19 protein-coding genes are annotated in these 26,224 nt (G+C 58.1%); 9 read left to right on the forward strand and 10 right to left on the reverse strand.

What is annotated here, in order from left to right:
- The first annotated feature begins 13 nt into the window (after positions 1-13).
- The 8 genes from atpF (at position 14) to B5G42_RS06360 (ending at position 7,413) form a co-directional block, all read left to right on the forward strand.
- On the forward strand, positions 14-502 hold the full coding sequence (gene atpF, locus B5G42_RS06325) for a F0F1 ATP synthase subunit B (RefSeq protein WP_087188619.1): 489 nt from the start codon (positions 14-16) through the stop codon (positions 500-502).
- Positions 499-1,023 carry an ATP synthase F1 subunit delta gene (gene atpH, locus B5G42_RS06330; RefSeq protein WP_087268035.1) on the forward strand — a complete coding sequence of 175 codons (525 nt, stop codon included), beginning with the start codon at positions 499-501 and terminating at the stop codon, positions 1,021-1,023. The genes atpF and atpH overlap by 4 nt, the downstream gene beginning before the upstream one ends.
- Complete coding sequence (gene atpA, locus B5G42_RS06335; protein ID WP_087268038.1) at positions 1,020-2,540, forward strand: F0F1 ATP synthase subunit alpha; 1,521 nt, start codon at positions 1,020-1,022, stop codon at positions 2,538-2,540. The genes atpH and atpA overlap by 4 nt, the downstream gene beginning before the upstream one ends.
- The gene (gene atpG, locus B5G42_RS06340; RefSeq protein ID WP_087268041.1) at positions 2,528-3,409 is read left to right on the forward strand and encodes an ATP synthase F1 subunit gamma; all 882 of its coding nucleotides are present in this window, start codon (positions 2,528-2,530) and stop codon (positions 3,407-3,409) included. Before atpA ends, atpG begins: the two co-directional genes overlap by 13 nt.
- 22 nt (positions 3,410-3,431) lie before the next feature.
- Positions 3,432-4,832, forward strand: coding sequence for a F0F1 ATP synthase subunit beta (gene atpD / locus B5G42_RS06345; protein WP_087268044.1), 1,401 nt, complete (start codon positions 3,432-3,434; stop codon positions 4,830-4,832).
- Positions 4,833-5,237, forward strand: a complete 405-nt coding sequence (gene atpC, locus B5G42_RS06350; protein ID WP_087188614.1) for an ATP synthase F1 subunit epsilon — start codon at positions 4,833-4,835, stop codon at positions 5,235-5,237. It begins immediately after the preceding gene.
- 265 nt (positions 5,238-5,502) lie between these two features.
- Positions 5,503-5,985: a MarR family winged helix-turn-helix transcriptional regulator gene (locus tag B5G42_RS06355; protein WP_242955409.1), complete on the forward strand. Its 483-nt coding sequence runs from the start codon at positions 5,503-5,505 to the stop codon at positions 5,983-5,985.
- A gap of 213 nt (positions 5,986-6,198) precedes the next feature.
- A complete protein-coding gene (locus tag B5G42_RS06360; protein ID WP_087268047.1) occupies positions 6,199-7,413 on the forward strand; it encodes a MalY/PatB family protein in 1,215 nt (404 codons plus the stop codon).
- 47 nt (positions 7,414-7,460) lie between these two features.
- Here the strand turns inward: B5G42_RS06360 and B5G42_RS06365 are convergent, their stop codons facing one another.
- The 4 genes from B5G42_RS06365 to B5G42_RS06380 form a co-directional block, all read right to left on the reverse strand.
- Positions 7,461-8,666, reverse strand: a complete 1,206-nt coding sequence (locus B5G42_RS06365; protein WP_087268049.1) for a MalY/PatB family protein — start codon at positions 8,664-8,666, stop codon at positions 7,461-7,463.
- Between the two features lie 50 nt (positions 8,667-8,716).
- Complete coding sequence (locus tag B5G42_RS06370) at positions 8,717-9,625, reverse strand: NAD(P)-dependent oxidoreductase (protein WP_087268053.1); 909 nt, start codon at positions 9,623-9,625, stop codon at positions 8,717-8,719.
- 5 nt (positions 9,626-9,630) lie between these two features.
- Positions 9,631-10,179, reverse strand: a complete 549-nt coding sequence (locus B5G42_RS06375; RefSeq protein ID WP_087268056.1) for an iron-containing alcohol dehydrogenase — start codon at positions 10,177-10,179, stop codon at positions 9,631-9,633.
- Positions 10,180-10,253: 74 nt separating this feature from the next.
- The gene (locus B5G42_RS06380; protein WP_087268059.1) at positions 10,254-11,192 is read right to left on the reverse strand and encodes a glycyl-radical enzyme activating protein; all 939 of its coding nucleotides are present in this window, start codon (positions 11,190-11,192) and stop codon (positions 10,254-10,256) included.
- Between the two features lie 315 nt (positions 11,193-11,507).
- Between B5G42_RS06380 and B5G42_RS06385 the strand changes: the two genes are divergently transcribed.
- Entirely contained in the window at positions 11,508-12,389 is an 882-nt protein-coding gene (locus tag B5G42_RS06385) for a LysR family transcriptional regulator (RefSeq protein ID WP_087268063.1), read from the forward strand.
- A gap of 84 nt (positions 12,390-12,473) precedes the next feature.
- On the opposite strand, the gene B5G42_RS06390 is transcribed toward B5G42_RS06385, so the two are convergent.
- The 6 genes from B5G42_RS06390 to B5G42_RS06415 all read right to left on the reverse strand — a co-directional run bounded on the left by B5G42_RS06390 (position 12,474) and on the right by B5G42_RS06415 (position 26,184).
- Positions 12,474-13,676 (reverse strand): YibE/F family protein, encoded by a 1,203-nt coding sequence (locus B5G42_RS06390; RefSeq protein WP_087268066.1) that lies wholly within the window; start codon positions 13,674-13,676, stop codon positions 12,474-12,476.
- A gap of 76 nt (positions 13,677-13,752) precedes the next feature.
- Entirely contained in the window at positions 13,753-19,686 is a 5,934-nt protein-coding gene (locus B5G42_RS06395; protein WP_087268069.1) for a CehA/McbA family metallohydrolase, read from the reverse strand.
- Between the two features lie 1,041 nt (positions 19,687-20,727).
- On the reverse strand, positions 20,728-22,254 hold the full coding sequence (gene xylB / locus B5G42_RS06400; protein WP_087268072.1) for a xylulokinase: 1,527 nt from the start codon (positions 22,252-22,254) through the stop codon (positions 20,728-20,730).
- Between the two features lie 66 nt (positions 22,255-22,320).
- A complete protein-coding gene (gene xylA / locus B5G42_RS06405) occupies positions 22,321-23,631 on the reverse strand; it encodes a xylose isomerase (protein ID WP_087268078.1) in 1,311 nt (436 codons plus the stop codon).
- 29 nt (positions 23,632-23,660) lie between these two features.
- Complete coding sequence (locus B5G42_RS06410) at positions 23,661-24,668, reverse strand: ABC transporter permease (RefSeq protein ID WP_087268081.1); 1,008 nt, start codon at positions 24,666-24,668, stop codon at positions 23,661-23,663.
- Between the two features lie 4 nt (positions 24,669-24,672).
- Positions 24,673-26,184 carry a sugar ABC transporter ATP-binding protein gene (locus B5G42_RS06415; RefSeq protein WP_087268084.1) on the reverse strand — a complete coding sequence of 504 codons (1,512 nt, stop codon included), beginning with the start codon at positions 26,182-26,184 and terminating at the stop codon, positions 24,673-24,675.
- Positions 26,185-26,224: the final 40 nt, after the last annotated feature.

Consider the following 26,224-nt stretch of genomic DNA (forward strand, 5'->3'; position numbering starts at 1 on the left):
GGGGGCGCCCCCAATGCTGGAGTTCCATCTTTCCACCATTCTCTTCACCATTATCAACCTGCTGATACTCTTTTTCCTGCTGAAGAAGTTTCTCTTCGGCCGGGTCAACGCTGTGCTGGAACAGCGGGCCGCTCTGGTGAAGGGCGAGATCTCCTCCGCGGAGGAAAATAACCGTCAGGCCGAAGCGCTGAAGGCCCAGTACGAGGGCAAGCTGACCGACGCCCGGCATGAGGCCGCCAAGATCGTGGCCGACGCCCAGAACCGGGCCCAGCGTGTCTACGAGGGCAAGATGGCCGAAGCAGAGACCGACGCCAAGCGTCTGCGCAGCGAGGCTGAGGCCCAGATCGCCGAGCAGCGGGACGCCATGCTGCGGGGCGCCCGGAACGAGGTGGCCTCTCTGGCCCTGCTGGCCGCCGCCAAAGTGGCCCAGCGGTCTATGGACGGCGACGACGACAAGGCCTTTGTGGATACATTCCTGTCGGAAGTGGGTGAGCAGGCATGAATGAGTTGGCCCGCCGCTATGCAGAGGCACTCTATGCCGTCTCCCCCGACGAGGAGACCCTGCAAGCCACCGCTCAGGCCATGATGGCGGACGCCCCTCTGTGGGAGGCCCTGTGCTCCCCCGCCGTCCAAGCCTGGGAAAAGGAGCGTGTTCTGGACCGGCTGCCCATTCTGGACGGCCACGGTCTGCTGATGCGTTTTTACCGCCTGCTGGCGGAAAAGGGCCGTATGACTCTGCTGCCCGACATTCTGGAAGCCTTCCATGACAAGGCCCTGGCTCAGCGGGGGGCGGTCCGCTGCCGCCTGACCTGTGTCCGTGTCCCCGATGAAGCGGAGCAGGAAAAGCTGAAACAGGCCCTGTGCCGGCTCCATCACAAGGCTGATGTGGTCTTTGAGATCCGCATCGATCCGTCTCTGCTGGGCGGATTCACGCTGGAGCTGGAGGGCGTAACCTATGACAAGAGCGTCCGGGGCGCGCTGGCCGGTCTGAGCCGGCAACTGGAAGAGAGGCGAATGGCATGAAAACCAATCCCGAAGAAATCGTCTCCATCCTGCGGGAGGAGATTCAAGGGTATGATACCCGCGTACGGCGGGATGAGACCGGCACCGTGCTGGAAGTAGGCGACGGCATTGCCACCGTCTACGGCTTGGACAAGGCGGTATACGGCGAACTGGTAGAGCTGGACACCGGCGTCAAGGGCATGGTCATGAACCTGGCCCGGGACAGCGTGGGCGTGGTACTGCTGGGCAGCGACGCCGGAGTCCGGGAGGGCACCGTGGTACGCCGCACCGGCCACCCTGCCGACGTGCCCGTGGGCGACAGCCTGATCGGCCGCGTCGTGGACGTGCTGGGCCAGCCCATCGACGGTCTGGGCCCCATTGAGGCCACCGAAACCCGCCCCATTGAGCATGAGGCCAGCGGCGTGGTCAGCCGTGAGCCGGTGAACGTCCCCCTTCAGACCGGTATCCTGGCCATCGACGCCATGGTACCCATCGGCCGGGGCCAGCGTGAGCTCATCATCGGCGACCGGCAGACCGGCAAGACCGCCATCGCCGTGGACACCATTCTGAACCAGAAGGGTCAGGATGTGATCTGCATCTATGTGGCCATCGGCCAGAAGGCCTCCACCGTGGCCCGTATTCAGGATACCCTGAAGAAGCACGGCGCCATGGACTACTCCATCATCGTCTCCTCCACCGCCAGTGAGTCCGCCCCCCTCCAGTACATCGCCCCCTATTCCGGCGCGGCCATGGGCGAGTACTTCATGAGCCGCGGCAAGGACGTGCTCATCGTCTACGACGATCTGAGCAAGCACGCGGTGGCCTACCGTACCCTCTCCCTGCTGCTCAAGCGGTCTCCCGGCCGTGAGGCCTATCCCGGCGACGTGTTCTACCTCCACTCCCGGCTGCTGGAGCGGGCCTGCCGCCTTACCAAGGAATACGGCGGCGGCTCTATGACCGCCCTGCCTATCATCGAGACCCAGGCCGGTGATGTGTCGGCCTATATCCCCACCAACGTCATCTCCATCACCGACGGCCAGATCTATCTGGAAAGCGACCTGTTCTTTGCCGGCCAGCGGCCCGCCGTCAACGTAGGCCTGTCGGTATCCCGTGTAGGCGGCTCCGCCCAGACCCGGGCCATCAAAAAGACCGCCGGTACCCTGCGTATCGACCTGGCCCGGTTCCGTGAGCTGGAGGTCTTTACTCAGTTTGCCTCCGATCTGGACCCCGCCACCCAGCAGGCTCTGGACCACGGCCGCCGCCTGCTGGAGCTGCTGAAGCAGCCTCTGTACAACCCCATGCCGGTAAGCCGCCAGGCCATCATCCTCTATGCTGCCACCAACGGACTTCTGGACGACGTGCCTCTGGACAAGGTACGCTCCTTCGTGCTGGACTTTGCCCAGGAGATGGAGCAGGAACACACCGACGTGGTGGACGAGATCCAGTCCACCGGCAACCTGAGCGGCCCGGCCATTGAGACCATCCGCTCGGTGCTGGACAACGCCAAGAAACGGGTGAGCGCCACATGGCAAGCATAAAAGAGATCCGCACCCACATCAAGAGCGTGGAGCAGACCCTGAAGATCACCAACGCCATGTATCTCATCTCCTCCTCCAATCTTCAGAAGGCCCGGAAACAGCTCACCGATGTGGAGCCCTACTTTCAGAAGATCGAGACCACCATCTCCGACATTCTCCACCACTCCCCGGAGATCAGTCACGTTTTCTTTGACAAGCGTCCCAGCGTTCAGCCGGAGGACCGTAAGATCGGCTATATTGTCATCACCGGCGACAAGGGCCTGGCAGGCGCCTACAACCACAACATTCTGAAGCTGGCCGAGCAGAAGATGAGCCGGCATCCCCATACCAGCCTCTTCGTGGTGGGTCAGGTGGGCCGCTCCTATTTCCAGGAGCACGGCATCCCCATCGATGTGGAGTTTCTCTATACCGCCCAGGACCCCAACATGGGCCGGGCCCGGGATATGGCCGAGCTGATGATCGACTTCTATCTGGAGGAACAGCTGGACGAGGTCTATATCCTCTTCACCCGCATGGTGAATACCTTCCGCATGGAGCCCACCGTCCACAAGCTGCTGCCTCTGGACCCAGACGTCTTTCCCGACTATGAGAAAAACCGGGACACCTACAATCGGGACGTGGTATACGTCCCCTCCGTCAAGGCGGTTATGGACCGCCTTGTGCCCGGCTATGTGAAGGGCGATATCTTCGGCGCTCTGGTGGAATCCTACTGCTCGGAGCAGAACGCCCGCATGACCGCCATGAAATCCTCCAGCGACAATGCCCGGGCTATGCTGCAAAATTTGAATCTGTCTTATAACCGGGCCCGCCAGGCCGCCATCACCCAGGAGATCACCGAGGTGGTGGGCGGCGCCCAGGCCGCACTGTAAAAAGTCCAAGGGAGATTACGATATGAAGGAAAACAAGGGAACCATTGTACAGGTCATGGGACCTGTTGTGGACGTTGCCTTTGACCAGGGCAGCCTGCCCGAGATCAAGGAGGCCCTGGAGGTCCAGCTGAACGGTCAGCGCCAGGTCATGGAAGTGGCGCAGCATATGGGCGGCGACACCGTCCGCTGCATTATGCTCTCCCCCAGCGAGGGCCTGGGCCGCGGCATGGAGGTCATCGCTACCGGCGCTCCCATCTCCATCCCCGTGGGCGAAGGCGTGCTGGGCCGGATGTTCAACGTCCTGGGTGACGCCATTGATGAGAAGGGGCCGGTGAAGGCCAAGGAAAAATGGTCCATCCATCGCCAGCCCCCCGCCTTTGAAAACCAGCGTCCCGTGGTGGACATCTTTGAGACCGGCATCAAAGTCATCGATCTGCTGGCCCCCTACGCCAAGGGCGGCAAGATCGGCCTGTTCGGCGGCGCCGGCGTGGGCAAGACCGTGCTCATTCAGGAGCTGATCCACAACATCGCCACCGAGCACGGCGGCTACTCCATCTTTACCGGCGTGGGCGAGCGTACCCGTGAGGGCAACGACCTGTGGCGGGAAATGACCGAATCCGGCGTCATTGAAAAGACTGCCCTGGTCTTCGGCCAGATGAACGAGCCCCCCGGAGCCCGTATGCGGGTGGCCCTTACCGGCCTGACCATGGCCGAGTACTTCCGGGATCAGGAGAAGCAGAACGTGCTGCTCTTCATCGACAACATTTTCCGTTACGTTCAGGCTGGCTCCGAGGTGTCCGCCCTGATGGGCCGGATGCCCTCGGCCGTGGGCTACCAGCCCACCCTGGCCAACGAGATGGGCGCGCTCCAGGAGCGCATCACCTCCACCAAGGACGGTTCCATCACCTCGGTACAGGCCGTCTACGTCCCCGCCGACGACCTGACCGACCCCGCCCCCGCCACCACCTTTGCCCACCTGGACGCCACCACCGTTCTCTCCCGTAAGATCGTGGAGCAGGGCATCTACCCCGCGGTGGACCCTCTGGAGTCCACCTCCCGTATTCTGGAGCCCGACGTGGTGGGCCAGCGGCACTATAAGATCGCCCGTGGCACCCAGGAGCTGCTCCAGCGCTACCGGGAGCTCCAGGACATCATCGCCATTCTGGGCATGGAGGAGCTGAGCGAGGACGACCGGCGCACCGTGGAGCGGGCCCGCCGCATCCAGCAGTTCTTCTCCCAGCCCTTCTCTGTGGCCGAGCAGTTCACCGGTCTGGAGGGCCGTTATGTGAAGCTGGAGGACACCCTCCGCTCCTTTGAGACCATCCTGGGCGGCGAGCTGGACAAATACCCCGAAGCCGCCTTCAGCAACGTGGGCAACGTGGACGAGGTCATTGCCAAGGCCAAGAAGATGGGGGCGGTATAAATGGCCCAAACCGGTACCTTTACCCTGGAGATCATTACCCCCGAGCGCCAGTTCTACATCGGCCCCGCCGAAGCCCTGGTTCTTCCCGCTGTGGACGGCCAGATGGGCATCTACCCCGGCCACGAACCGGTGGTCACCGCCGTGGAGCCGGGGGAGCTGCGCTACAAGGTGGAGAACAAGTGGGAGCCTGCCGCTGTGGGAGCCGGCTTTGCCGAGATCAAGCCGGACTATGTGATCCTGCTGGTGGGTTTCGCCGAACATCCCGAGGAGATCGACCGGAAGCGGGCCGAGGCCGCCAAGCTGCGTGCCGAGGAGCGCCTGCGCCAGAAGCAGAGCGTCCACGAGTATTACCATTCCAAAGCCGCCCTGGCCCGGGCCATGGCCCGCCTGAAAACCAGACGCTGAGATATCCCTCTCTATTTTACTTTGACAAAAATCCTGTAACCCATAAGGTTACAGGATTTTTGTCGTCTCTTTTCCCTGTTCTATTCTTTTTTAACAATCTTGCATATTGCACATTGGGTAAACTTTATATAAAATGGGACTATAGAAGAAATCCTTCGTATCAAATCATTTTATCCCATATTGTTACTTCAGATTGCTTGCGCGATGCCGCTCCATATCAAGATAGAGAGAGAGGCTGTATTTTATGGAAAAAAGAAGGCAAAGATTGCTGAAGCAGCTCTGGGCAGAGCAGGACAAGGCCTATGCCTTGATGGAGGAATATGATTCCCTTCCCCACCACTACGGTAACTACATCCTTTTTCAGGCGGAGGGCGACATCATCAGTCTGATTGCCGCCTATCCCGGCATTACGGTCACAGATCTTTCCAATATTCTGAAAAAGACCACCAGCGCCTGCTCCCAGAGCGTACGCAAGCTGTGCGACAAGGGCCTGGTGGAACAGCGGCGCAATTCCGCCAACAAGCGGCTTTACAACCTGTTCCTCACCGCCGAGGGAGAGGAGCTCAGCAAAGCCCATCAGAAGTTCAACCGCACCAGCCAGAAGATTACCTTTGACTTGCTGTCTGATTTTACAGAAGAGGAACTGGAACATCACATTGCCGTCCAGAAGAAGCTGAATGAGGCATACCAGGGTGATATTCAGCGCAGTCGGGAAAATTTCTTTGTCTACCGGAAAGAGGAGGATTGACCTCTTTCCTTGATCGCCATGTTCCAAATACTCCCTGCTGTATGGCAGCGGGGCCTTTATAGCTGCAATAGGACGGGACCGGATCAAATAATGATCCGGTCCTGTCCTATTATGTCATAAAAATATGGATGCCCCATTGAATATTACCAGCATTGGTTTATAATGGACTTAAACATTAAGCAGCTTTATAACATATAGGGAAGGTGTCTCTCCATGACATATGACTTTACATCCATTATGGACCGGCATAACCTGGACGCAAGCGCGGTGGACTGCATCGGGGATGATTACTACGGCATGGAGCCTTCGCTGCCCAAGGAAGGCTTCGACGCCATTCCCATGTGGATCGCGGACATGAATTTTCCCGCCTGTCCCTCCATTGTAAATGCCCTGATGGAGCGGGTCAAACACCCCGCCTTCGGCTACTTTGTACCCAGACAGGCCTACTTTGATGAGATCATCCAGTGGCACCAGCGCCGCAATGGGGTTTCCGGGCTGAAGGCAGAGCACATCGGCTACGAAAACGGTGTACTGGGCGGGGTCATCAGTGCTCTGAACGTACTGTGCTCCAAAGGGGATCATGTTCTGGTCCACGCCCCCACCTACATTGGCTTTACCATGTGCCTGGAGAACAACGGCTACCATATTGTCCACTCTCACCTGGTGAAAGATGAAAACAGGGTATGGCGCATGGACTTTGAGGACATGGAGCGCAAAATTATAGAGAACCAAATTCACGCCATGATCCTGTGCAGTCCCCACAACCCCTGCGGCCGGGTGTGGGAGCGCTGGGAGCTGGAACGTGCCATGGCCATCTTTGAAAAGCATCATGTCTATGTCATTGCCGACGAGATCTGGTCCGACCTGCTGCTGGACGGACACAGACATATCCCCACCCAGTCCGTCAACGACTATGCCCGGCTCCACACCGCCGCCTTTTACGCCCCCTCCAAAACCTTCAATCTGGCCGGTCTGGTGGGGGGCTACCACATCATCTACGATCCCTGGCTCCATGACCGCGTTCTGAAAGAGTCCTCCCTCTCCCACTATAACGAGATGAACGTACTGTCCATGCACGGATTGATCGGGGCCTATCAGCCCGAGGGCTACGTCTGGGTGGATGAGCTGTGCCAGGTGCTCTCGCAAAATATGCATTACGCAGTGTCCTTCATTCACGATCGCTTCCCCGGTCTGGACATTACCATGCCGGAGGGCACCCATATGCTTTTCATCGACTGCTCCCAGTGGTGTGAGGCCCATGGAAAAACCATTGACGATGTGCTCCACGCCTGTTGGGATGTGGGGGTGGCGCTTCAGGATGGCCGGATGTTCCATGGTCCCTGTCATATCCGTATGAATCTGGCCCTCCCCTTCTCCCGCGTTCAGGAGGCCTTCGACCGACTGGCACGCTATGTATTTCTGCCCTGAAAAACCATCCGGGCCGGTGGGATACCCCCACCGGCCCGGATGGTTTCTTATGCCGCGGCCCGCTCAGCCAGCAGTTTACAGATCCGGCGCAATCCTTCCTCCAGTATAGATTTGGGACAGGCCAGATTCAGGCGAATAAAGCCGTCGGAATTGGTCACAAACATATCGCCGCCTTCCAGCAGCACACCTGCCTCCCGGGCAAACAACATGGGCAGATCCTCGTCGGGCGACACATAGGCCGACACATCCACCCAGCCCAGATAGGTGGCCTCGGAGATCCGGTACTTGGCCAACGGCAGATTCTGGGCCAGGTATTGGCCCACAAACCGGAAGTTCTCATCCAGATAGAGCTTCAGCTGGGTCAGCCAGTCCTCGCCGTACTGATAAGCTGCCTTGACCGCCTCCACACTCAGAGGATTCTGCCAGTCGTAGTGCCGCTCCTTCCAGACTTTCATCACCTTCAGATTGGGAATAACGATGTTGGCCAGCATAAAGCCCGCCATATTGAAGGTCTTGCTGGGGGCCATACAGGTGATAATCTGATCACTGTCGGGATACAGCTTGGCCAGCGGCGTGTGCTTCAGCCCTGTGCGGATCAGATCGCAGTGGATCTCATCGGAGACGATGAGCACGCCGTGGTCAAAGCAGATCTCCGCCACCCGTCTCAGCTCCTCCTCCGTCCAGATGCGGCCGGAGGGATTGTGGGGATTACAGAAGAAGAGGAGCTTCACCGCAGGGTCTGCCGCCTTGGCCTCCAGATCCTCAAAATCTATGGTGTAGTAGTTATCCCGATTGATCAGGTTGCTGCACACCAGTTCAATGCCGTGATAGTCCACCGCGTGCTTGAAATAGCTGTAGGCCGGGGTAAGGGTGAGAATCTTCTCCCCCGGCTTGCAGACATACTCCGCCAGCTCATACAGAGCCGGGACCACACCGGCGGCGGTAAACAGATGCTCCTTTTTGCAGGACCAGCCGTACATCTTTTGGGTCCAACCCGCAAAGGCCTCATAATATTCCGGGTCAAACACCTTGGTATAGCCGAAGATCCGTTTGTCCAGGCGATCTTTGACGGCGTCAATAATGACCTGGGGGGTGGCAAACTCCATGTCGGCGATCCACATCCGGATAAACTGGTCGTCCGGGAAGGGGAACTTCAGGCTTTGATCGGCGTGGAAAATATACTCCCGGAACCCTTCCAGATTCATGGCGTTGGTATTCCGCCGGTCAATGATCTCATCAAAATTATATTTCATGGGTCAGATACACCTTTCAATCTCAATCGAGCTGGTTTGAATCTGGACCGTCAAGTTTCTTCCAGATAGCGTCTCAGGTTATCAAGTACTTTTTCCCGCAGCAGCTGCCCGGACTGCACCGACTCGCCGGCGATCCGGTCGGGGCAGATCACATTTGGCAGGGAGAAAATGGGGCCGTCCACTCCGCCTATGGCGCCGGCGGTATCTCCGATGTAGAAGTTCCCCGGCTGCTTTAGCCAATGCTCCAATGCCTCCAGCGGATAGGGCGGTGTAAAGGTGGTATTGATCAGCACCTTGCCGTTGCCCAGTCTGGCCAGCGCCTGCTCATCCATCAGCACCGTGTGCTTATGCAGGTGGGTGGTCACCACGTCACAGCGTTCCAGCAAGTCAGGCAGCGGAAGATAGCAGATTCCTCTGGCCTCTGCCTCCGGTTTTCGGGTACGGCTGAAGTAGCAGACATCTGCGTGGAAGAAGCGCAGGGCATCCGCTACCAGGCTTCCCACATCGCCCATGCCGATCACGCCTACCCGCGCCCCGGCAAGCTCCATGGGCTCCGGCCGGAACTGCACGCCGCCAAATCCGTGGAACAGGCGAACCAGCTCGCTGATGATAAATTCCGGTACGCCCTGATCCCCATAGCGGCGGATCCCTGTAACCGTGATGCCTCTGGCATGGGCCGCCTGAATATCCAAATTGGCGCTCTCTGGCGTGTACAAACTGCAGCACATTCCGATGTAGCGCAGGTTGGGGCAGCGTTCCATAACCCAGGCCCCGATGGTGCTGGTGTAAAAGACCAGCACCGCATCCGCATCGCCGATCCGGCGAAGTATTTCCTCCTGACTGGCCGGGCTGTCCTGGTAACAGATCACCTCATCTGCCACCTGAGAAAGCTTCTGCACCGCCTGCCGGTCAAACCGGATGGGCTCCACCGCCACCAGTTTGCGAAACTTGTTGGCCATGGTTCTCACCCCTGCTTCTTCAGGGTAAGGGCCTTGGTATACAGGCGGATAAAGTCCTCTTTGGTGGTCATACGGGCGTTATTGGGCCGGTCGCCGCCCTTCATGGCCTCATCGGCCAGCTGATCCAGCGACTGGAGGGTAACGCCCCAATGCTCCAGAGGCTGGATGGGCAGGTCCTCCACCAGGCGGTAGACACACTCCACGCCTTTGCGGGCCCCGTCCAGCACGGACAGGCCAGACACATCCTCACCGAAGAAGGTGGCAATATCCGCGTAGCGCTCAGGCCAGGCGCCCATATTGAACTCCATCACCACCGGCAGGCAGATGGCGTTGCCCACGCCGTGGGGCACATGATACATAGCACCAAGAGGGTGAGCCATACAGTGGGAGATACCCAGGCTGGCCGAAGTAAAGGCATAGCCGGCCAGCATAATGGGAGATTCGATGGAGGGAATGCGGTAGAACTGGGTCACCAGTCTGGCCCGTTCCACCGAAATGGACGGATTTGTGTTGCGCAGACGCGCCTTTAAAAATTCCACTCGTTCAGATGCCATAACAGATTCCTCCTTTGAAAAGCAGTTTTATCTTGAAGGATCACCGGAGTGATCCAGCTATCCCATTGCCAGACTTACTCATCGTAGTCGTTGTTCAGGTTATAAAAGCATTTCTTCCCTGCCGGAGCCAGTACCTCGTTGGCCACGTCCACCAGATGGAACATATGCTCTGCCGTCGGCTCCTGAATCTCCTCCAGCAGATAGGGCTTACCCAGCAATTTGTATTTGTTGATGCCCAGTTTGTGGTAAGCCAGCAACTCGTACTTCTGGACCGACGCCAGGGGCAGAATAAACCGGGCGGTCTCCCGGATGTTCTCTTCCGAATCGTTGATACCCGGAATCACCGGCGTTCGGACGATGATCTCGTTGCCGTGTTGGCTGATCCGGCGGAGATTTTCCAGAATACGCTCGTTGCGCTGCCCCGTCCATTTCTGGTGCTGCTCACTGTCCATATGCTTCAGATCAAAGTAGATAAAATCGATGTAATCCAGGCAGGGGGCAAATTTCTCATAGTCGCCGCAGTCACAGGTCTCAATGGCCACGTTGACGCCATATTCCCTGCACTTTTTGCTGATCGCCAACAGGAACTCCGGCTGCATCAGCGCCTCTCCGCCGGTAAAGGTCACGCCGCCGCCGGAATGCTGAAAGTAAAACCGATCCTGATAGATCCGTTTGAACAGCTGCTCCACCGTATAGTCCTGGCCGTTCAGCTTTCTGGCCTCGGTGGGGCACAGGTCCGCGCACCGTCCGCAGCTGGTGCACTGGTCCCGCTGGTACACCGGCACCCCATTCTCATCCAGCCGGGAAGCACCCGTGGGGCAATTTCGCATACACCCGTTGCAGGCGATGCAGTTCTGAGGATTCAGCGTGATTTCCGGTTCAAAGGAAATTCCTTCCGGGTTGGAACACCAGAGGCAGTACAGGCCGCAGCCCTTGAAAAAGACCGATGTACGCAGCCCCCGTCCATCACGAATGGAGCACTTCTGAATGTTAAAAATCCTTCCGGTTTTCATGCGCAGCCCCCCTTTTCTCTCTTATTTGCCTCGCCTCAAGAAAGTCATTTTACGCTGTTATTTTTTCCGTATTTGAAACCGCCAAATATTTCTTTTTTCTCAAATCTTCAATAAATATTGACACGTTTTTCTTTTTGTCTTATTATTAAATAGACAGGTTTATTAACAATCATCTTAACAATCAAGTTACAAAACCTTTGTTTCTTTGTCACAAATATTAGCACAGAGTTCACCCAAAATCTAGCGAATATTTCCGATGGTTCCCATCAAAGATTTTCATACTTTACCGTATGAGCACGTCAGGAGGCGCAAGCTGTGGAAACCGACAAATACAAGGTATTTTTAAAGGTCGTTGAGTGCGAAAGTTTCTCCCGTGCCGCTGCAGAACTGGGCTATACCCAATCTGCTGTCTCCCACTGTATCTATAGTCTGGAGCAGGCCCTGGGCTTTCGCCTGCTGACTCGGGAAGGACGAAAAACCAGATTGACCAGCGCAGGCCAGGAAGCTATGCCGTTTATCATCAAGATCGTAAACAGTCAGACCACGCTGGATCAATGGGCCTCCTTCTATCTGGGTGTAGGCGCCGGTAAGCTCTGCATTGCTTCCATCCCCAGCCTGGCCATCCATACCTTTCCGGATATGGTCAAGCGCTTCAATGACCGCTACCCCAATATTCAAATTCAACTGCTCCATGGCAACTACAGCGACGTGGAACGTCTTTTGGCCAGTGGCACCGTGGAGTTCGGTTTTCTCTCCGTCTCCTCCCAAACCCCATTTCCCTTTGTGAACCTCTATCGGGAAAAACTGGCCGCCATCCTGCCTCCAGGTCACCCGCTGGCAGAAAAGGAACACCTCTCTCTAAAGGATCTGGAGCCGGAGTCTTTTATCATGCCGGGAGAAGGACCGCGGCATCAGGTAGGTGAACTGATTAAGAACTACAACCTCAACCTGAACGTTAAATATTGCATCAGTGACGATGACATCACCATCTCCATGGTTTCCCGGGGACTTGGTGTGACCATCCTGCCGGAGATGTCCTATCGGGACTACCTGAACTTTCAATTTGAAGTCCGGGATCTTACAGAGGCCCCCTACCGGGATATCGGCATCGCTTACACCGCCTGGGATAATATCTCCCCCATCGGAAAGGCATTTATCAAACTGGCAAAAGAGTCCTTTGCTCCGCTTACTCCTTAAGGTCCAATCATCTTCTGCATAGAAAAAAGCCACTGGAAATTCTAGCGAATTTCCAGTGGCTTTTTTCTTTTTTGATTTGTCCGCTTATCCAGCCCGCTTCTTTTTCTTCCCCAGCAGCAGGGAGGCAAACAGGGAAACCAGCGGCACAGTCAAGATAATGCCCACCGAGCCGGCCACACTCTGGATCAGCTCAATGGCCATGGTATCGCTGTTGATGATCTGAATCAGAGGGTAATGATAGACCTGGAAGAGCAGCAGCATATTGAAGGAGGCGCCCGCAAAGGCCAGGATCAGCGTATTGGCCATGGTGCCCATGGCGTCCCGGCCAATGTTCATCCCCGACCGGAACAGGCGGCCGGAGGTAATCTCCGGGTCCACCACCCGCAACTCATGGCAGGCGGAGGAGATGGACATGGCCACATCCATCACCGCCCCCAGGGCGGCGATGAGGATGCCGCTGACCAGCAGGCCCCGGATCTCCAGGGGGCTGTCATAGGCCCGCAGCACCAGTTCCTCCGCCTCCGACATATTGAACCCGCCAATCGGGGTGATGATCCCCACGATCCAGGCAAACAGGCCTGCCGCCGCTACACCGCATACGCAGCCCAGTCCGGCGCACAGGGTTTTGCGGGAAAAACCGGTCAGCATCAGCAGGGACGCCGCCGCCGTCAGCGCCGCGATAAAGATAGCCGACGGAATGGATGGCGCTCCCCTTAGTACCATGGGAATGAGCAAAAACCAGATACCGGCCAGGGTGTAGGCCAATCCCAGCAGAGCCATGACTCCCTTTTTGCCGCCAATGAGGATCAGCAGCAGAGCAAAAACCACCAGCATCCCCACCAGAACGATACCTCGGTCGTAGTTGGGAATGGAGATCACATATGGGTCCCCATTGTCATCCACATCCAGTCGTACAATGACCCGGGTACCCAGGGAGCAGTCTACATTGGCATAGGCGGTGAGGTAATTGATAGCCTCCAGAACGGCCCCCTTGTAGGGACCGCTGAGAATCTCAAGCTCCAAATACTGGCTGCCCACCCGCAGGCCCTCGGTCCATTCATCCGGCTGGGCATCATCGGCCAGGATATCGGTAACGCGGGCAGAAGCAAAGTTTCTCTTCTGGGCCGCAGTCAGCTCCCCATTCTCCGGTTGGAGCAGCACACCCCCCACCACCAGAATGAGCAGCAGGCACAGCCCCACAATCAGCCCTGCAATCCGGCCCTTGCTGGGAGGCCATAGGGGCTGCTTTTCCGGCAGAACAGGCTGCTTTTGTTTCTTTTGTCCCATGGCGCTCTCCTCTCAAGATATAAGGCGGGGCGCCGCCCACCGAGGCAGGCGGCGCCCCGCATACGCAAGTATGGAATCAGTCGTTTTCTGCAAAGCGGGCCAGCATGGCAGCCACTTCCGCACGGGTCGCGTTCCCCTGAGGATTGAGGGTACCGGCGCCAGTACCGATAATGATACCGGTATCCACAGCCCAAGCCATAGCCTGGGCGGCCCAGTCGCTGACAGAACCGCTGTCAGGATAGGCGGTCAGGTCGCACTCAATAACGGGGCTGCCCACAAGACGCCACAGCATGGTGACCAGCTGCTCACGGGACACGGCAGCCTCCAGATTGGTACCGTCGGACACGCCGTTCTCCACCGCCCAGGCCACACCGGCCTCATACCAGGTAGCGCCGGTGGAGGTATCCACGCCATTGTAGCGGGCCAGGATGGTAAGGATCATGGCCCGGCTGGTGGTCATGAAGGGGGAGAACTGGGTGGCAGAGGTGCCGTTCATCAGGCCGTTGTCATAGACGTATTTTACCGCACCGTAGAACCAGTCGTCCACATCCACATCCGTGAAGGGCAGTTCGTTCTCCACACTCTTGGCGGCAAAGGAGGCTTCCACGGTGACGGCGGAGGCGGGCATGGCAAAGGTGTACTTGCCGTCCCCCTTGTCGGTGAGCTTGATCTCGTTGCCGTTCTTATCGGTAACGGTCAGCACATTCAGCTCGTAGCCTTCGTCAGCCTTCACAGTCAGGGTAATGGTCAGGCCCTTGGAGGCACGGGTGCGGCTGGCGGTCACGGTTCCGTTATCGCTGTCCTCCACAGTGATGGCATAGGAGGTGGAGCTTCCGGTGGAGGCAGCCGTACACACAACATCCGCTCTGTCACGAATTCGGATGCGGGGGAAGGGGCCCTCAGGGGCGTTGAAGGTATTGTCATAGGAGGCAAGACCGGTAACGGTAATGGCACAGCCCACTTCCAGGCCTTCCACATCCTTGTCGGTGGTAATGTAGCCGTCGATGAACACGCGGCCCACATTGCCTTGGCTGTCTCTGACCATGATAGTCTGGACAAGTCCATTTTCCTTGGCGAAGGACTCCACCGTACCCTTCAGGGTGACCAGGCTGCCCAGGACGGAACCATCGTTGAGCTGGGCAGCGGTGATGTCCTTGGGGGCGGGAGCGGTGCCTTCGCCAATCTTCTCAATAGAGGTCACGGCGATCTGACGTTCGTCCTGATAGGAAGAGGTGGTGCCGGTGATACGCACCTTGTCACCGATCTTATAATTGCCCGCCACAGGGAAGGCGTTGATGCCCGCAGTGCCGTCCTGAACGTAGATACAGTCAAAGAAGGCGGTATCCTTGTCGTAGCCGGAGGCATTGGAGGTAACCACACCCTCGATGGTGTACTTGATGCCCTCGTCCTTCTGAGCCTGGACGTCCTTGATGGGGGTAATGGTGACGGGGTTGAGGTAGTTCACCAGATTCTCGCAGATCTTGTAGTTGGAGTAGTTCTTCTCCGCGCCCGAGTCCTCCACCTCGGCCTGGACCTCGAAGTTGGACATGAAGGCCGCGCCCGAGACGATGATGAGGCCCTTTCCGTCTCCCAGGTCCTCGGTGGCCAGCACCATCAGGCGGTTATCGCCCTCCGCGGCGGGGTACTTGGGAATATCGCTGCCGCCCAGGCCGTCGCCGTCCACATCCTTGGAGTAGGTGGAGTCGTGGCCGTAGACCACGGGGGTCACGGTAGCGGGCAGGGTGGCGGCGGCATCGCCGTTTTCATCCACGGCATAGACTGTGGCGCCGCCGTAGTGGCTGTACAGCTGGGTATACATATTGTCGTAGCTGTGAGCCTCGTCATATTCCACGCCCTGGGTCAGGAAGCTGTCCCAGTTGTAAGTGTTGAAATACAGCCGCCAGGCGTCCACGCCGTCGATCTTGCTGTAGACGTCGTCATAGGTGGCGTCATCCCCGATCCGCAGAGAGGAACCCAGTGCCTCCAGCACCGCGTTCTGGGTGGCGGCCATGTGGACGATATCCGGGTTGCTCTGAATGACGTCATAGTTCTCGTAGTTGTCCGACCAGCCAGCCAGAATGACCATGCCGCCGGCGTCGTTGAAGTCGGCCAGCGCCTCCAGCTCCGCCTCAGAGTAGGTCCTGGGGTCGCTTTGAGCCTCCGCCAGGCGGCGAGAGGGCGCGGTGAGGATGATGGCCTTATACTTGTTGTCCTTGTTCTCACAGGCGGCGATCAGGTCGGCGCTGGTGTTCAGCTGAACCGTGCGCACCGAATAGCCGGCAGCCAGATTGCCGAAGTTGCCCATGGAGTCCCTGTAATTGCCGTTGACGTACTCGTTGTAATGGGAGGCGTCGATGCCGATGTACACCAGCTGCCCGGCATCCAGCACGTCCAGCGTGACTTCCATGGAATAGGTGTACTCCATCCCGCCCTGGGTCATGGACACGGTGACGGTGATGGGGGTCAGCCGGGCCTGGGTGGGCGTGTACTTCCACTCAATGGCCAGCGTGCCTCCGGCGGCGGGGATGGTGTACCCGGTGGTGTCGGTATAGAGGGTCTCACCCCGGCTGGTATAGGTGACGGAGTTGACGGTGGCCTCCTCCGCCTCACTGTTGAAGAGGTTGGTGGTGATGGTCACTTCCTCATCGGTGACCGGATTGGCGGTGCCGCACGTCACGGAGGAGATGCCCAGCTTCAGGGTCTCGCCCACCCACACGGGGGCGGTGACGGCCAGGTCGCCGTCGCCCTGGGTGACGCGGATGAAGTAGTAGCTGTAGTCGGCCGGAATGGTGCAGCTCAGCGCGCCGGAGGCCAGCTCCTCGGGATCGTCCCAGGTGTAGGCCACCGCGCCGGAGTTGACGACCACTTCCACCCGGGCGATGGAATCGCTCGCGTCGGGGTCGTAGACGGTGACGCTGATGTTCGCCTGCTCCACGCCCTCGTCGTCCAGAATGGTGCCCAGCATGGCGTCGTTGAGGGTGTAGTTGATCTCCAGGTTCTTGTCCTCGGTGGCATAGACCCGCCGGTCGCGGATGGCCTGATAGATGCCCTCCTCGGAGAAGTCGTCGGTGAGGATGACGTCCCGGGCGTCGTTGGCGTTGCCCCACTTGCCCTTGTGGTTGTCCTGGTTGTTGGTGGGGGCCACGTGCCAGCCCTTGTCCAGGGCCATGACATAGTACTCGTAGCTGGGGTAGTAGCCGCCGGCGCCGATGGCGCCCTCGCCGTTGCCCACCTCCACCAGCTGGATGCGGGTGTCGATGGCGGGGTCCCAGTAGGCGAAGTCGATGAAGGTGCCGAAGGTGTCGCCGGGGTGGTTGAACTGGCTGATGGACGCTGCACCTTCTGCCTGGCTGAGCAGGGCGTAGTAGGCCTTCAGACCAGCATCCGCAGTCTTGTTGTTCAGGGCAGCGTTGTTGCGGGAGACAATGCCCTCGGTGTTGAAGGTATTGATGTGGCCGGGACCGCCGGACCAGGTCATCTCAAAGCCGGCCAGAGCAACCACATCGGTCTGGCTGGCGTTGAAGTCAGCAATGGTGCCCTTGTACTCCTTCCACAGATTCTGGCTGTAAGCGGTCATCTGGGTGGTGTCGTAGAGTGCGGCCTCAGGATTGGCCTCGCCGGACTTGTCAAAGTAGTTGGAGTGGTCGGTGAAGGCCACAAAGTCCACGTTGGCATTGTCGGGCAGGTTCTGCACGTACTCCAGGGCGGACTCCAGAGAGCCGGAACCGTCGGAATAGGTGGTGTGGGAGTGGAGCTGGCCAAAGTAGAGCTGATACTGAGCCGTACCGATGGTGAAACTCCAGGTGCGGGAAACGCTCTTGCCGTCTGCCCGGGTGATGGTGACGGAAACGGTGGTGCGGCCGTCGGCCAGATCCTGGGCGGGGGTGTAGGAAACCTTACCGTCGGCGACGGTGGGCGTGACGGCTTTGTCATTGACGGTCATGGTAACGGTGGGATTCTTGCCCGCATTGGCGAAGGTAACGCTGATTTCGGGGCGCTTGTCCTCGCCGGTCTGCGCATTGGCGGCGGGGGACACGGTGTCAATGACAGGCTCGTCCTTCACGGTGACGGAGAGCGTACCGGAGAAGGCCACATCCTTGTTGTCGATACCGGTGACGGAGATCGCCACGACACCCGCGGACAGAGCTTCGGCAGGAATGGTAAAGGTATAGGCGCCGTTGTCGTTGGTCACTTTAGCCGTGGTTTCACCATACTTGGCGGAAAGTTCCTTTACACCGAAGACAGAGTCCACCGTAAAGGAAACGGTGTAATTCCGGCCAACGAAGGCGTCGCCGCCGTCGGTAAAGTTGACGGTGGGCACGTTGACCACGCCGTCAGTCACATTCACGCCCTCGGCCACGGGGTAGAACTGGAAGGTGTAAATGTCCTTGTCGGTGACGTTATACATACTGTAAGACTTGTAGGTACCGCCATAGTACTCGAGGAACTGGGAATACTTTCCGTTGAATTTGGCGGTGCGGCTCTCCAGGGTAAAGCCGCCGTTGTACTCTGCCAGCGTCCAGTCGGCATCCTCGGAAGGCGTCTGGGAATAAAATGCGTTGTTGCCGGTGCCGTTGGAGCAGAGATAGCCGTCATGGGCGGTCTTGAAACGGTAATACTCGCCGTTTTTCTCTACGGTAAAGACCCGGGCGCCGTTGGTGGGGGTGGCCACACCGTCAGCCACCGTAGCAGCAGCGTTATTGATAACCTGATTGTCGCCCTCTCCAGCCAGCACACCCTTGGAGCCTATGTTGTAGAGCACCACGGTGTCGCCCTCATTGGGGAAAACGGTGCCAGTGCCGGGGTCGCTGCCGCCTTCGGCCACATAATCCGCAGTGCGTCCATTCCGCAGCTGATACGTTCCGTTATAGGCGGAGCAGCAGGCATACAGCGCTGTAACAGTTCCGCTGGGCAGAGGCGCACCCTTATACAAATTGCTGGTTCCTGTGCTGTCCGTAACAGTGGTATTGCCGCTTGCATTATAGCTACCCAGCGTAACCCCTTCAATGTAGACATATTCAGAGAGATACTCTGGCCCCATCTCAGAAATGGTAATCTGCTGGGCCGGGATAGGCTCCACTCCGGTCTGAAGGACCTCCATGGCAGGTGCCGACATCTGAAGTACGCCGCCATAGAGCGAAACATTGCCGGTAACCTTTACAATATCGCCGACTTTATAACTGTCGTAATTTGTATAGTCGTAGATCTGGAAACCAACGATCTCCCCGTTGATCACATCTTCCAGGATGATGGAGTTGATGCTCTCGCTGCCCTGGTACGGGTTGCCATAGTGGTATACTACCTGGCCAATGACAGATACGCCCTGATCGCCATTGGCAACCTGGTCAATGGTCTTAACCCCCTCAGGAATCATATCGTCCGTAATGGGGTCTGTGACTTCCTGCTTCACCTTGATCTCGCTTGCCACCGTATTTCGCAGCTGGAAGGTGTCGTTGTATACACTTACCGCAGCGGTGATGGTGATGACATCGTTAACGGCTATAGCGGTCTTGTCCACCACGGCCTTGTAGATCTGGATGGTATTGCCGTCGGCATCCTCAACCGTGATATTTGGATTCTCGTACTGGCCGTTGTCATCAAACACCTTGGTAACTTCCACGTTCTGGATGGTCACATAGGTGCAGATGTCGGCGGTGGTCAGTTCCCCGATGGTCTTGACCGTGGGGGTCAGGGTCAGACCGGAGGATTTTTCATAGGTCGCACTGCCCAGCTGGGGCAGACCGTTATAAGTATCCCGCTTGCCGGTGGCAATGACGGTATCACCCAGGGCGATATCATCAAACTGGCCGCTCATGCGGGCGCAAATACCGCCGGTGCTGTCCTGGAGGTAGACGTTCTTGCCGTCGATCAGGGTGACCACGCCCTTGACGGTCAGATTTTCCGTACCATCGGTAGCATCCAGCGCTTCGGCAATGGTGGTGGTCTCCGGCTCGGGATCAGGCTCAGGCTCAGGGACGATCTGCGTATCATCCAACAGATAAAACGTCAAATCTCGCTTTGTACTGCTGCTGCTTGTATATGATGAAAAGCCAAGATAATAACTTCCTGCACTGCCAAACCGGTTACAGCTCAGCTGTCTTCCGGAAGCAGTCTCCTGCAATGTCCAGCAGCCATCATGATTCACAACATTCCAGACACCTGCCTGTGTTATTTCAGCTGTCTGATAGATGTTATTTCCGCTATTATTTCCATAATAGAGATACTGATTGTTTCCGACATTCTGGATATAAAAGCCCCCATCGGTTGCAATCAATCTCCATGCAGCACTGGAATCATCAGTTGTAACTTTATCTTCGGTAATATCAAGACTCACAGACATCAGCCTTGTATTAGTAGATCCCGTCGTGGACATAAAGGCTGCGTCCGTTCCATCATCTATTTGTTGAGAACTTATACCATAAATCAAATAAGTCCCGGCGGTAATGTCATCCGCAGAATCGACCTGCATCTTTACATATGTACCCAGTTCCTTCGTGCCACCAGCCGCAAAAACCGCGGTGGGCAGCAGTGACAGGATCATAGCGATGGTTAATAACGTGGATAGCAGGGGTTTCAGCTTATGTCTCATACTACGATCATCCATCCTTCCTCGCATAGGCCGCCTGCGCGGCCATTTCTTTCTTCCAATATACCGGATGCTCTCACCTCCACACCTCAGATTTGGCCAAAAAAACCGGACGGAGCGTCCGGCTTTCTCTTCTGTTTCCTGGCCCTTTCCTTCCTTTCTTCCGGGCAGCACCATCTCTCCCCGGTCCGCAGCGGTTGAACCGCTCCGTTTGATACAGTGTTATTTTAACAAAACATTCCTTCGGGTACAAGCCTTTTTTAGTAATATCAGCCTTTACACCGTATTATTTCTGAAAAATTTTTGTGTAATATATGTAACATCGCCTTTTCTGCTGGTATATTTTTCTTTATCTAGTTGTGTTTCCCATAGCAAAATCCATCCTCTTGGCCGGTATTCTTCTGGCCGTGTTTCTCAAGCTGCACCGCAAAAACGCGGCGCTGCCGGTGGGCAGCGCCGCGTTTTTCACAGGTCATACAGTTGTGAAAAGCTGTCCTTAAGGGCGGGATAGAGTTCCGTATACAGCCGGTAGAAAGGCTCATACCGGGTACTGTCCGCCCCGTTGGGGGCGCAGGACTGATCGGGATGAACGATGGCGTCACAGGCGGTAGGCACATCGGGATATACCCCCGCGCACACACCAGCCAGAATAGCCACACCCAGGGCCGGCCCCTCCTGGGCCGCTTTAGCGGTCTGGACGGTGCAGCCCAGCACGTCGGCCAGCATCTGCCGCCAGAAGGGCGACCGTCCGCCGCCGCCGCAGGCCATGATGTGGTCGGGTGCCACCCCCATCTCCCTTAAAATGTCCAGGCACTGGCGCTGGGAGTAGGACACGCCCTCCATCACCGCCCGGATCAAATCTCCCCGGCCATGCATGGCGGACAGGCCGATAAAAGCGCCTCTGGCCTTCTCATCCAATAGCGGAGACCGCTCGCCCATCAGGTAGGGCAGGTAGAGCAGCCGGTTGGCCCCAATGGGGGACTGGGAGGCCTCCCGGGTCATGATGTCGTAGGGGTCCACCCCCTCTGCCGCCGCCTGCTGCCGCTCTTCGGCACAGAACTGGTTGCGGAACCACTGGAGGGACAGACCGGCGGCCAGGGTGCAGCTCATGACTGTCCACGCTCCGGGCACGGCGGCGCAGAAGGTATGGACCCGTCCGCCGGGGTCGATGCTCACCTGATCGGCGTGGGCAAATACCACGCCGGAGGTGCCCAGCGTGACAAAGGCGCGCCCCGACCGCACCACGCCGGTGCCCACCGCGGCCGCGGCGTTGTCTCCCGCGCCGCCCGCCACCGGTGTGCCGGGCGCCAGGCCGGTAGCAGCAGAGGCAGCCGCCGTCACCGTGCCGGTCAGATCAACAGATTCATACAGCTTACCCAGCAGGGCCGGGTCGATCTCCAGCTTGTCCAGCACCTCCCGGCTCCAGCAGCGGTGTGCCACGTCCAGCAGGTTCATGCCGGAGGCGTCGGATACCTCGGTAGCAAACTCTCCCGTCAGCTTATAGCGCAGGTAGTCCTTGGGCAGCAAGATGTGACGGCACTTGGCGTACAGCTCCGGCTCATGGCGGCGCACCCACAGGATCTTACCGGCGGTAAAGCCGGTGAGGGCCGGGTTGGCGGTGAGCTGGATGAGCCGCTCCTTCCCTATCAGTTCCGTGATCTCTTGGCACTCCCGGCCGGTGCGGCCGTCACACCACAGGATGGAGGGGCGCAACACCCTCCCCTCCCCGTCCAGCATGACCAGACCGTGCATCTGGCCGGACAGGCCCACGCCTTTTACTTCGCTGGGTGAGACACCGCTCTGGTCCAGTACACCCCGAATGGTCTCGCAGGCAGCCTGCCACCAGGCTTCTGGGTCCTGTTCCGCCCAGCCGTTGTGTGGCTGGTCCAGCGGATAGGTGGCGGTGCAGGAGGCCACGGTGCGGCCTGTCTCGTCAAACAGGGCGGTCTTGGTACCGGAGGTGCCCAGATCCACACCCATCAGATATGCCATAGCCCTTCTCCTTTCCAATGTAAAAGGGGCGCGCCATACTGGGCGCGCCCCTCCGCGCACAAGCGCTCAGCGGAACATGACGTTGTTGACGATGGTTTCCAGATACTCCTGCCGGCCGCTGGGTACGTCGATCTTCTCCAAACCCATGGCGTAATCGGACAGGGACTCCAGGGTAGCGGTGCCATCCACGATGGTCTTGCCCACGCCGCTGCGGTAGCTGGCATACCGGTCCTCCACGAACTGGTCCAGGCGGCCGTCGGCCTGGAGGGCCAGAGCCTTCCGCAGACCCAGGGCGAAGGAGTCCATACCGGCGATGTAGGCCAGCAGGATGTCCTCCAGGGTGTTGGAGGGACGGCGGGTCTTGGCGTCGAAGTTCAGGCCGCCGTTGGTAAATCCGCCTGCCTTCAGCACCTCCATCATGCAGTAGGTGGTGTTGTACACGTCGGTGGGGAACTGATCGGTATCCCAGCCCAGGAACAGGTCGCCCTGGTTGGCATCGATGGAACCAAAGGAGTCGTTGACAATGGCGGTGCGCAGCTCATGCTGGAAGGTGTGGCCCGCCAGGGTGGCGTGGTTGGCTTCAATGTTCATCTTGAAGTCGCCGGTGAGGCCGTACTTCCGCAGGAAGTTCATGCAGGTGGCTACGTCGAAGTCATACTGGTGCTTGGTGGGCTCCTTGGGCTTGGGCTCGATGTAGAAGTCGCCCGTAAAGCCGTGGGCGCGGCCATAGTCACGAGCCATGGTGAGGAAGCGGGCCAGATTATCCAGTTCCAGCCCCATGTCGGTGTTCAACAGGGTCTCATAGCCTTCACGGCCGCCCCAGAACACATAGCCGGTGGCCCCCAGCTCAATGGCGGCGTCAATGCAGGCTTTTACTTTGGCGGCGGCTACAGCGTACACGTCGGCACAGCAGGAGGTGGCGGCGCCCGCCATGAACTTCTTGTCGCCGAAGTTATTGGCGGTGACCCACAGGCACTTTTTGTTGTGCTTCTTCTGAAGTTCCTTCAGGTAGGCCACCATCACCTTGAAGTTCTCAATGCTCTCCTTTACCGTGGCGCCTTCAGGGGCGATGTCCACGTCATGGAAGCAGTAATAATCCAGATCCAGCTTATCCATCAGGCCGAAGGCGAAATCCGCCTTGGCCCGGAACTTGGCCATAGGATCGCTCTGGCCGAAACTCTTGTCCATGGTGCCGCTGCCGAACATATCCACACCCTCGGCACAGATGGTATGCCAGTAACTCATGGCGAACTTCAGGTGCTCCCGCATAGGCTTGCCCGCCAACACCTCATCGGGGTTGTAGTATTTGAAGGCGAAGGGCTCGTTGCTGTTCGGCCCCTCATAGACAATTTTGTCAATTTCCTCATAGGTTTTCATAGCGATACCCTCCCTTTTGCATTTCAGAATTATGCTGTACGCGCCTTGCGCAGTTTCTGAGTGATGGCAGGCAGCATCTGCACGGCGATGGCCAGCAGCAGGATGGCGCCTTTAATGGTGTCGTTGATCAGCGGGTTGAGACCCAGAGCGGTGATGATCTTGTCGATAATGGTAAAGGACATAGAACCGAACACCACACCCAGGATGCGGCCCTTACCGCCCGACATACTGATGCCACCGATGACCACGCCGGCAATGGAGTACAGCTCATAGTTCTTGCCGCTGGTGGCCGGGTCCACGGAGCCCACGTTAGCCACATAGAGGAAGGATGCGATGCCCATCAGCACGCCGGCGATGACAAAGACCAACACCCGGGTCATGCTTACATTGATACCGGAGAGCTGCGCGGCCCGCTCGTTACTGCCCAGAGCGTATACCCGCTTGCCGAACTTGGTGCTGGTGGACAGGTAGGTCATGACGGCCACCACCACCACCAGAATGAGCACCAGAATGGGGATCTGGAACACCGACTGGTTGCCGATGACCCACAGAGGCTGCCACTGGGACAGGCCGGCGTCCAGCTGATAGATGGTCCAGTTGTTGCTGTTCATCACCGTCTGAGCAATGGAGCGGTACATCAGCATGGTGGCCAGCGTGACGATAAAGGCGGGCATTTTCACCAGGCCGATGAGCACACCGTTGATGAGGCCCAGAATCACGCCCATAAAGACGGCAAACAGGAAGGAAAGGGCGATGTTGTTGGTGTTATTGAACACCATGACGGTGAGACCGCCCACCAGCGCCAGCTGGGAGCCCACCGACAGATCGATGTCGCCGGTCAGGATGATCAGGCCCATACCCAGGGCAATGATGCCAATCACCGTGGAGTGACGGGGAATATTCATCAGGGTAGTCATGGTGGTGGCGCCGTGGTTGATGATGAGGAATACCACCAGGATGGCCAGGAAGATCAGGATGAAGTTATATTTGTGCCAGATACTTTTGACCAGAGTGGCCGCTTTATTCTTCTCTTTCATGGTCTCACACCTCTTGTCCCTGCTCCGCACGGATGGCGGATGCGTTGGTAGCCAGGAGCATGACCCGCTCCTCAGTGATCTCGCTGCGCTCCAGCACGGCTTGCACGCCGCCGTGGTAGAACACCACGCAGCGGTCGGCCACCTTTTGGATCTCCGGGATCTCCAGGGTATTGACGATGACGGTTTTGCCCGCCTTGGCCAGTTCCTGGATCAGCTTGTAGATCTCGGTCTTGGCGCCCACATCGATGCCCTGGGTGGGATTGTCCAGCAGCAGGATCTCCGCCTCGGTGTTGAGCCACCGGGCCAGGATCACCTTCTGCTGATTGCCGCCGGAGAGGCTGACGATCAGGTCCTCGTGGCTCTCCGCCTTGATGTTGAGCATCTGCTTGAGCTTGTTGTACTTGGCCACCTCCCGCTTCACATGGATATGGGGATGACGGCCGCTGAGGGTGTGCTCAGCGCAATATGTATTCTCTAGAAGCGTCATATCAGGAATGACGGAGTTTTCCTTCCGATTGGCGGCCAGCATAGCCACCTTGTCCTTCATGGCCTTATGGATGGTACCGGAGGCTACCGGCTTGCCCCATACCTTCAGCTTGCCGGCAGTAAAGGGAATGGCTCCAAAGACAGCCTGCATCAATTCGCTGCTGCCGGCGCCTTTCAGGCCGGTAAAGCCCAGCACTTCGCCTTTGTGGACGGACAGGGTCACGTCGTGGAAGCCCTTGCCGGTCAGTCCTTCCAGCTCCAGGATGGGTTCACCCAGCTTGCGGGCCTCATAAACCTCCTGGTTCACATAGCCCTCGCCCACCATCTGCCGGGTCACTTCCTCCGGCGTGATGTCGGCGATGCGGCCGGAGGAAATGAAAGAGCCGTTGCGCAGGATGGTATAGCGGTCGGCGATCTCAAAAATTTCCGGCATCTTGTGGGAGATAAAGATAAAGGACTTCCCCTCCCCTTTCAGCCGGCGCACGATGACGAAGAGATGTTCGATCTCCTCGGTGTTCAGAGCCGTGGTAGGCTCATCCAGGATAAACAGCTTGGCCTCGGCGTGGAGGGCCTTGGCGATCTCCAGCAGCTGCTTGCGGCTGGTGTCCAGGCTGCCCACCATATCGGTGGGGTTGATGTCCACGCCCAGCCGGTTGAACAGTTCCTGGGACTGGCGGATCATCTCTCTTTTATTCAGGTGACGGAACTTGCCTAGGATCTCCTTGTTCAAAAACAGATTCTCGTAGACGGTCAGGTCGTTGATGACGTTCAGTTCCTGGTGGACGAAGGCGATCCCGGCCTCGTCCGCCGATTTGACTGTGATGGAATCCATCTGCTTCCCGCAGAACTCCACGGTGCCTCCGTCCCGCTGGTGGACGCCGCCCAGGATGTTCATCAGGGTGGACTTGCCGGCGCCGTTTTCGCCCAGCAGTGCGTGTACCTCCCCCTCCTCCACGTCGAAGCTGACCTTGTCCAGCACGGTGACGCCGAAGAAGCGTTTGGTAATATCGGTCATCTGTAATAGTTTCATGGTCAGGCACCCTCTTTAAGGAACGGCGGTCCCCACAGGC

Source organism: Flavonifractor sp. An91, from assembly GCF_002159225.1.
In the GTDB taxonomy this organism is placed as follows: Bacteria; Bacillota; Clostridia; order Oscillospirales; family Oscillospiraceae; genus Flavonifractor; species Flavonifractor avicola.

Bases quoted from the DNA above. Each gene is read 5' to 3' on its own strand.
- atpF (WP_087188619.1), top strand. From the start codon at position 14: ATGCTGGAGTTCCATCTTTCCACCATTCTCTTCACCATTATCAACCTG.
- atpH (WP_087268035.1), top strand. From the start codon at position 499: ATGAATGAGTTGGCCCGCCGCTATGCAGAGGCACTCTATGCCGTCTCC.
- atpA (WP_087268038.1), top strand. From the start codon at position 1,020: ATGAAAACCAATCCCGAAGAAATCGTCTCCATCCTGCGGGAGGAGATT.
- atpG (WP_087268041.1), top strand. From the start codon at position 2,528: ATGGCAAGCATAAAAGAGATCCGCACCCACATCAAGAGCGTGGAGCAG.
- atpD (WP_087268044.1), top strand. From the start codon at position 3,432: ATGAAGGAAAACAAGGGAACCATTGTACAGGTCATGGGACCTGTTGTG.
- atpC (WP_087188614.1), top strand. From the start codon at position 4,833: ATGGCCCAAACCGGTACCTTTACCCTGGAGATCATTACCCCCGAGCGC.
- B5G42_RS06360 (WP_087268047.1), top strand. From the start codon at position 6,199: ATGACATATGACTTTACATCCATTATGGACCGGCATAACCTGGACGCA.
- B5G42_RS06365 (WP_087268049.1), bottom strand. From the start codon at position 8,666: ATGAAATATAATTTTGATGAGATCATTGACCGGCGGAATACCAACGCC.
- B5G42_RS06370 (WP_087268053.1), bottom strand. From the start codon at position 9,625: ATGGCCAACAAGTTTCGCAAACTGGTGGCGGTGGAGCCCATCCGGTTT.
- B5G42_RS06375 (WP_087268056.1), bottom strand. From the start codon at position 10,179: ATGGCATCTGAACGAGTGGAATTTTTAAAGGCGCGTCTGCGCAACACA.
- B5G42_RS06380 (WP_087268059.1), bottom strand. From the start codon at position 11,192: ATGAAAACCGGAAGGATTTTTAACATTCAGAAGTGCTCCATTCGTGAT.
- B5G42_RS06390 (WP_087268066.1), bottom strand. From the start codon at position 13,676: ATGGGACAAAAGAAACAAAAGCAGCCTGTTCTGCCGGAAAAGCAGCCC.
- xylB (WP_087268072.1), bottom strand. From the start codon at position 22,254: ATGGCATATCTGATGGGTGTGGATCTGGGCACCTCCGGTACCAAGACC.
- xylA (WP_087268078.1), bottom strand. From the start codon at position 23,631: ATGAAAACCTATGAGGAAATTGACAAAATTGTCTATGAGGGGCCGAAC.
- B5G42_RS06410 (WP_087268081.1), bottom strand. From the start codon at position 24,668: ATGAAAGAGAAGAATAAAGCGGCCACTCTGGTCAAAAGTATCTGGCAC.
- B5G42_RS06415 (WP_087268084.1), bottom strand. From the start codon at position 26,184: ATGAAACTATTACAGATGACCGATATTACCAAACGCTTCTTCGGCGTC.